Here is a 6,492-nt window from a genome sequence, read left to right on the forward strand (position 1 = left end):
CCCGCTTCGCTTCTCGCTGGGAAGTCATGCGCGACCCCGCTTCGCTTCTCGCTGGCGAGTCATACCAGATCCTCCGTACCCAGGGCCCGGGTGTACAGCAGCACACCGACCAAGATCAGCGCCATCAGCACGAAGCTCAGGGCGGCGGCGGCCGGATAGTCCTTGACCACCAGGAACTGCTTCTGAATGACGTTGCCGATCATGGTGTTCTGGGCGCTACCGAGGTAATCGGCATTGATGAAGTCGCCGACCGCCGGAATGAACACCAACATGCTGCCGGCCAGCACGCCGGGCGTCGCCAGCGGCAGGATCACCTTGCCGAACATCCTGCGGTTGGTGGCATAGAGATCGCGCGATGCCTCCAGCAGACGGGCGTCGATCTTCTCCAGGCTCACGTACAGCGGCAGGATCATGAAGATGATCCAGTTGTAGGTCAGGCCTCCGATCACCGCCCAACTCGTCGACAGCAACCGCCCTTCCGGGGGCAGCAGATGCAGCGTGGCGAGTGCACTGACCACCCAGCCGTCGTCGGCCAGGATGGTCTTCCACGCCAGCGTCCGGATCAGGAACGTCACGAAGAACGGCAGGATCACCAGGCCCAGCAACAGGTTCTTGTACCGGCCCGCCTTGAAGGCGATGACGTAGGCCAGCGGGAAGGCCAACAACGCGCACAACACCGTGGCGACCAGCGCGTAGCCGAACGACCGCAGGATCTGGTCGCGGTACAAGGTGAATGCGTCGCCGTAGTTGCCCAGGTCCCAGGCGAAGGTCAGCGTCGGCAGGTACACCGAGCCTTCCATCTTCGACAGCGATGTCCGGAACAGCGAGACGAACGGCACCACATAGAAGACGACGAGATAGGCCAGCGCGGGCAGGATCATCAAGTACGGAGCGAGTTTGCTCCGCTGCCGGTTACTGGTGGCTACACCGGCCATCAGATCAGGCGCCGGTGACGGCGGCGTAAGCGGTGTTGAACTCCTGGGTCTGTTGATCGGTGAGCGCAGCCCACGTCTTCAACTTGTCGAGGGTCTCCTTCGGCGGGTTGATCAACGGGTTCGCGGCCAGGCCGGGATCGATCTTGTTGAGCTCGTCGGTCATGTCCGACAGCACCGGCACGTACTGGGTGTGCGCGATCAGTTTGGCGTAGTTGGCCCGGTCGTAGACATAGTTGATCCACGCCTCGGCGGCCTTCTGATTCTGCGTGGTGTAGGGGATGACCATGGTGTCGACGAACGTGGTGCCACCGGTCTCGGGTACCACGAACTTCAGATCCGGGTTGTCCTTCTGCAGCTGCACCACATCGCCCGAATACGCTTGAGCGATAACGACATTGCCGGACGCCAGGTCGTCGGCGTAGTCGTTGCCGGTGAATCTGCGGATCTGGCCGGCGTCCTTCTGCTGCTTGATCAGAGCGACCGCCTTGTTCACGCCGTCGCTGGTCGGGTTCTCCACCGAGTTGCCCTGCGACAGCATGATCATGCCGAGCCCGTCCTGGGTGTCGGCGAGCAGGCTGATCTTGCCCTTGAACGCGGGATCCCACAGGTCGTCGATCTTGGTGATGTCGCGACCGGTGGCAGCCCGGTTGTAGGCCAGCGCCGTCATGCCGGACATGTAGGGCGCGCTGAACTTACGGCCCGGGTCGGCCTTGGCGTTGAGCAGGTCCTCACGCATGTTCTTCTTGTTGGTCCAACGGCTTTCGCTGATCCCGTTGAGCCAGCCCAGCCCGTTCAGCCGGGCCGCCATGAACTGGGTGGGCACCACCAGGTCGGCGCCGATGTCCTGCTTACGCGACAGCGGCTCCTTGTTCTTGGCGAACCACTCTTCGTTGTCGTTGTAGTCCTCTTTGTAGTCGACGGTGATTCCGGTCGCGGTCTGGAACGCCGCGACGAATCCGTCGGCCATGTACAGCGGCCAGTTCGAGATGCGGAGCTTTCCGGTGGCCGGCGAGCCGTCATCGGTCGGGGTGGCCGGGCCACTGGAGCTGCTCTTGTTGTCCGACTTACCGCACGCCGCGAGGAAGGACGGTCCGAGGACCAGTGCGGCTGCGGCGGCGGCGCCACCACCGATGAACCGGCGCCGGGACGCGTTCGAGGCAAAGATCCGGGAGTCATTCTCTGTGGCCATGTGCCGTAATGCCTTTCGTAAGGGGGAAGGTCGGAGGAGGAGCGGCGGTAGCGGCGTCGATGCGGTCTAGGAGTCGTCGAGCATGTCTTCGAGGTCTTCGGTGGTGGGGATGTCGGCGGCGGGCAGGACCAGAGATGCGTCGGGGGCCCAGGCCACGAACACATCGTCGCCGGGACGCAACATGGGCAGATCCTGGTCGGTCCCGACGTGAGCCAGAATCGGGGCACCGTCCGCGCCGGCCAGCGACAGCCGCAGCACCGGTCCCTGGAAGGTCAAGTCGACGACCTTGGCGCTGACGGAGGCCACATCGCCGGTGGGCTGGTCCATCGACACCCGAACGCGTTCGGGCCGGACCATCAGGGTGGCCTGGCCGCCGGGTTCGATGGTGGTGTCACCGGGTCGGGCCTTGAGTTTGGTGCCCAGCACCTCGACTTCGACGAAGTCGCGGTTGACCCGGCCGGTCTGCCGGCCGTGCCAGAGGTTGGCCTGGCCGATGAAGCCGGCGATGAACACGGTGGCGGGGCGGTCGTAGATGTCGTTCGGGGTGCCGATCTGCTCGACGTTGCCCTGGTTCATGACCGCGATTCGGTCGCTCATCGTGAGCGCTTCCTCTTGGTCGTGGGTCACGTAGACGAACGTGATGCCGACCTCGCGCTGGATGCGCTTGAGTTCGAACTGCATGACGTGACGCAGTTTGAGGTCCAGGGCGCCGAGCGGTTCGTCGAGCAGCAGGGCGCTGGGGTAGTTGACCAGTGCGCGGGCGAGTGCGACGCGCTGTTGCTGGCCGCCGGAGAGCTGGGCGGGCTTGCGCTCGGCGAAGTCGGTCAGCCGGACGACCTCGAGCAGCTCGTCGACGCTTTTCTTGACGGTGGCCTTGTCTTTCTTCTGACTGCGCGGCCCGTAGGCGACGTTGTCCCACACCGTCATGTGGGGGAACAGCGCGTAGTGCTGGAAGACGGTGTTGACGTTGCGCTTGTGCGGAGGCACCCGGGACACGTCGACACCCTCGAGTCGAATCGCACCCTCGGTGGGCTGTTCGAACCCGGCGATCATCCGCAGGGTGGTGGTCTTTCCGCAGCCCGACGGGCCGAGCATGGAGAAGAACTCGCCTGCGCCGATCGAGAAGTCGGCATCGGCGACGGCGACGTAATCCTCGAAACGTTTGACGACGTGGTCGATCTCGATGACCGGTGCGCCGCTGGCGCGTCGTGGTCCGGTGTGTCCGGGGGTCTGCTGGGTGGCGGTGGCGCCGGTGTCGGTCAGGGCCCGTCCTCCTTCATCCCGCGGGCCGGCGAGACATGACCCGTCGACTCCGCCCCTAAACGATTGCGGATTTGCGTGCTCTTCGCAACCGATTCCGCAACGAAATATGAATTCTTCGATGGATTCGCTCGTCGCGACGCGGTTTGGGGCACGGCTTTCGGCGCGGGCCCAGGTGGCTGAGGGTCCCCGCTGGGACGGATCGTAACCCGGCTCAGGCCGTCGTGAGCCCCCGTGCGATAACCAGGCGCTGGATTTGGTTGGTTCCTTCGAAGATCTGGGTGATCTTCGCTTCGCGCATGTAGCGCTCAGCCCGGTAGTCGCGGGTGTAGCCGACGCCGCCGAGCACCTGGACGGCGTCGGTGGTCACCTTCATCGCGGCATCGGTCGCCACCAGCTTGGCCACGCTGGCCTGTTGCGAGTACGGCAGGCCGGCATCGCGGCGCCGCGCGGCGTCCAGGTAGGTGGCCCGGGCGCTGGCCACCGCGGCGGCCATGTCAGCGAGCAGGAAGCCCAGCCCTTGATGGTCGATGATCTTGCGGCCGAACGTGGTCCGCTCGTTGGCGTAGGCGCACGCGTCGTCGAGCGCCGCCTGGGCGATGCCGACGGCGACGGCCGCGATGCCGAGCCGGCCCGAGTCCAGTGCACTGAACGCGATCTGCAGACCCTGGCCCTCGGCGCCGATGCGGCGCTCGGCATCGATGACCGCGTTGTCGTAGAACGCCGACGTCGTGGGAACCGCGGACAAACCCATCTTCTCTTCGGGCTTGCCGAAGCTCAGCCCGGGCTGATCGGCAGGCACCAGGAAGCAGGAGATGCCGCGCGAACCTTCCCCGGTACGGGCGAACAGGCTGTAGAAATCGGCCCGCCCGCCGTGGGTGATCCAGGCCTTCGAGCCGGTGATGACGTACCCGGGCGCCGCCTCGGAAAATACCGCTTTGCACCGCACGGCGGCGGCGTCCGACCCGGCCTGGGGTTCCGAGAGGCTGTATGCGCCGATCTGCTCACCGGACAACATGCCGGGCAGCCACCGGGCTCGCTGCTCATCGGTGCCGAACGCCAGCAGCGGATGACACGACAGGCTGTGCACGCTGACCGCCACCGCGATCGCTGCCCAGCTCGCCGCTATCTCTTCGAGGACCTGCAGGTAGACCTCATAGGGCTGGCCGCTGCCGCCCCATTCCTCCGGTTGCGGCAGGCTCAGCAGCCCGGCCGCGCCGAGTTGGGCGAAAACCCCGTCGGGGTAGGTCTCGGTCCGCTCGTGCTCGTCGACGATCGGGTTGAGCACGCGAGAGCAGATGTCGCGGGTCAACGCGATGAGATCCGCAGCGTCCGGGTTGGGAAGTAGTCGGTCGACGGGCATGGGGGGACCTCTCGATTGATACTTAAAACAGTACTGGCTTACATCTATCAGTACTATTACGGCGATGGTCAACCGGTCGAGCTTCGGAACCCGGCGCCGCGGCGAATTGTTCGACTCACTTCTCGCGCTCTTTCTCGCCGAGGGCTTCGCGCACCTCACCCTCGACGACATCGCCGCCCGGCTGCGCTGTTCGAAGGGCACGCTCTACACACTTGCCGGCAGCAAGGAGCAGTTGGTGCACGCCGTCGCCGTCCACTTCTTCCGGCGGGCCACCGACGATGTCGAGCAGGAGGTTGCCCGGGCCGGCGACGCACGAGCGCGAATCACCGCCTACCTCGCCGCGGTCGGCGCCGCGCTCGAAGTCGCGTCGGACCGCTTCATGGCCGACCTGGATGCGTTTGCGCCCGCGCGGGCCGTCTATGAGCAGAACACCGCGATCGCCGCCCGCCGGGTCAGCGAGCTGATCGCCGAAGGCGTTGCGACGCAAGAGTTTCGAGATGTGCACGCGGCATTCGCGGCGGACCTGGCCGCAGCGATGATGGTCCGCATTCAGCAGGGGATCGTCCGGTCCACCACCGGACTCGACGACGCTGCGGCCTACCGGGAACTGGCCGCCATCCTCACATCCGGAATCGACGCCTGACTCACATGTGGGCGCCGCCGTCGACCCGGACCTCGGTGCCCGAGACGAAGTAGGCATCCGGACTGCCAAGCATCGCAACGACGTTGGCGACCGCATCGGGCTTGGCGAAGATCTCGCCCTTGGGCAACGGCACCAGGGGAGCGACCCGGCCGAACAGGCTGTAGTCGACATCGTCGGGCAGCCCGGGGCCGACACTCTGCTTCGACTCCCCGGTGCCGTCGGTCATGCCCGACGAGATCGAGCCCGGCTGTACCGAGTTGAACCGGATGCCGTCCTTGGCGAACTCGGCAGCCAACGCGTGCGTCATGGCCTGCACGCCACCTTTGGACGCGGCGTACGCCGACATATAGGGGTGGGCGAATGTCGCCGACGTCGAGCTGAAGTTCACCACGGCAGGGGCGGTGCCGGCCTTGAGCGCCGGGAGAGCTTCGCGGGTGACCAGGAAGGTGCCGACGAGATTCACCCGCAACACCTGTTCGAAGGCGGCGAGCGTGGTGTCCAGGAAGTGGTCCGACCGCAGGATGCCTGCCACATTGACGAGTGTGTCAAGACCGCCGAGCGCGGAGATCGCCTCACCCACAGCTGATTTCACCGAGTCCTCGGAACCGACGTCGACGACCACCGTGGTCAGCCGATCGCCCGCGTCGCCGGCTTTGGCCAGGGTGTCCTTGAGTCCGGACTCGCTGATGTCGGCCGCCGCCACCCGGCCGCCTTCGTCGAGAATGCGCAGCACACAGGCCTGCCCGATCCCGGACCCGCCGCCGGTGACCAACACACGACGATCGGTGTAACGCTGCAAGGTCGCCATGGCGGATCTACTCCTGTTCGGTCTGCGATGAAGTCGCCCAACATTGTGGGCCGTGATCATCGGTGTGCGAAGTGGATCCCGCTGACCGGGAACCGAGCGACATCCCGGCCGCTCGGCGGTTCACTCTTCCACCGTGACGACGGCTCGCGGGATGGTCAACGAGACACTTGCACCCGAGTCGTCTCGAATAGCTGGCGAGAAACAGCCACACCACCAGTCACACATCTCGATTGCCGAGAGGGTCTGCTGCACGATCAGGTGACAGTTTCGGTCACGCGGCCTGACTGGCCGGTG

At 65.6% G+C, this 6,492-nt stretch carries 6 protein-coding genes; 1 reads left to right on the top strand and 5 read right to left on the bottom strand.

Annotated features, from left to right (window positions below):
- Positions 1–59: 59 nt before the first annotated feature.
- The 4 genes from CRM90_RS29180 to CRM90_RS29195 all read right to left on the bottom strand — a co-directional run bounded on the left by CRM90_RS29180 (position 60) and on the right by CRM90_RS29195 (position 4,747).
- The gene (locus tag CRM90_RS29180; protein WP_102810344.1) at positions 60–935 is read right to left on the bottom strand and encodes an ABC transporter permease; all 876 of its coding nucleotides are present in this window, start codon (positions 933–935) and stop codon (positions 60–62) included.
- A gap of 4 nt (positions 936–939) precedes the next feature.
- Complete coding sequence (locus CRM90_RS29185; RefSeq protein WP_102810345.1) at positions 940–2,124, bottom strand: polyamine ABC transporter substrate-binding protein; 1,185 nt, start codon at positions 2,122–2,124, stop codon at positions 940–942.
- A gap of 66 nt (positions 2,125–2,190) precedes the next feature.
- Positions 2,191–3,309, bottom strand: coding sequence for an ABC transporter ATP-binding protein (locus CRM90_RS29190; RefSeq protein ID WP_102810346.1), 1,119 nt, complete (start codon positions 3,307–3,309; stop codon positions 2,191–2,193).
- Between the two features lie 289 nt (positions 3,310–3,598).
- Positions 3,599–4,747: an acyl-CoA dehydrogenase family protein gene (locus CRM90_RS29195; RefSeq protein ID WP_102810347.1), complete on the bottom strand. Its 1,149-nt coding sequence runs from the start codon at positions 4,745–4,747 to the stop codon at positions 3,599–3,601.
- Positions 4,748–4,811: 64 nt separating this feature from the next.
- On the opposite strand from CRM90_RS29195, the gene CRM90_RS29200 reads away from it, so the two are divergent.
- The gene (locus CRM90_RS29200; protein ID WP_102810348.1) at positions 4,812–5,390 is read left to right on the top strand and encodes a TetR/AcrR family transcriptional regulator; all 579 of its coding nucleotides are present in this window, start codon (positions 4,812–4,814) and stop codon (positions 5,388–5,390) included.
- A 1-nt stretch (position 5,391) separates the two neighbouring features.
- Here CRM90_RS29200 and CRM90_RS29205 read toward each other — a convergent pair whose 3' ends face one another.
- Positions 5,392–6,198, bottom strand: coding sequence for an SDR family NAD(P)-dependent oxidoreductase (locus CRM90_RS29205; RefSeq protein ID WP_102810349.1), 807 nt, complete (start codon positions 6,196–6,198; stop codon positions 5,392–5,394).
- Positions 6,199–6,492: the final 294 nt, after the last annotated feature.

Source organism: Mycobacterium sp. ENV421 (assembly GCF_002887815.1).
Lineage (GTDB): Bacteria > Actinomycetota > Actinomycetes > Mycobacteriales > Mycobacteriaceae > Mycobacterium.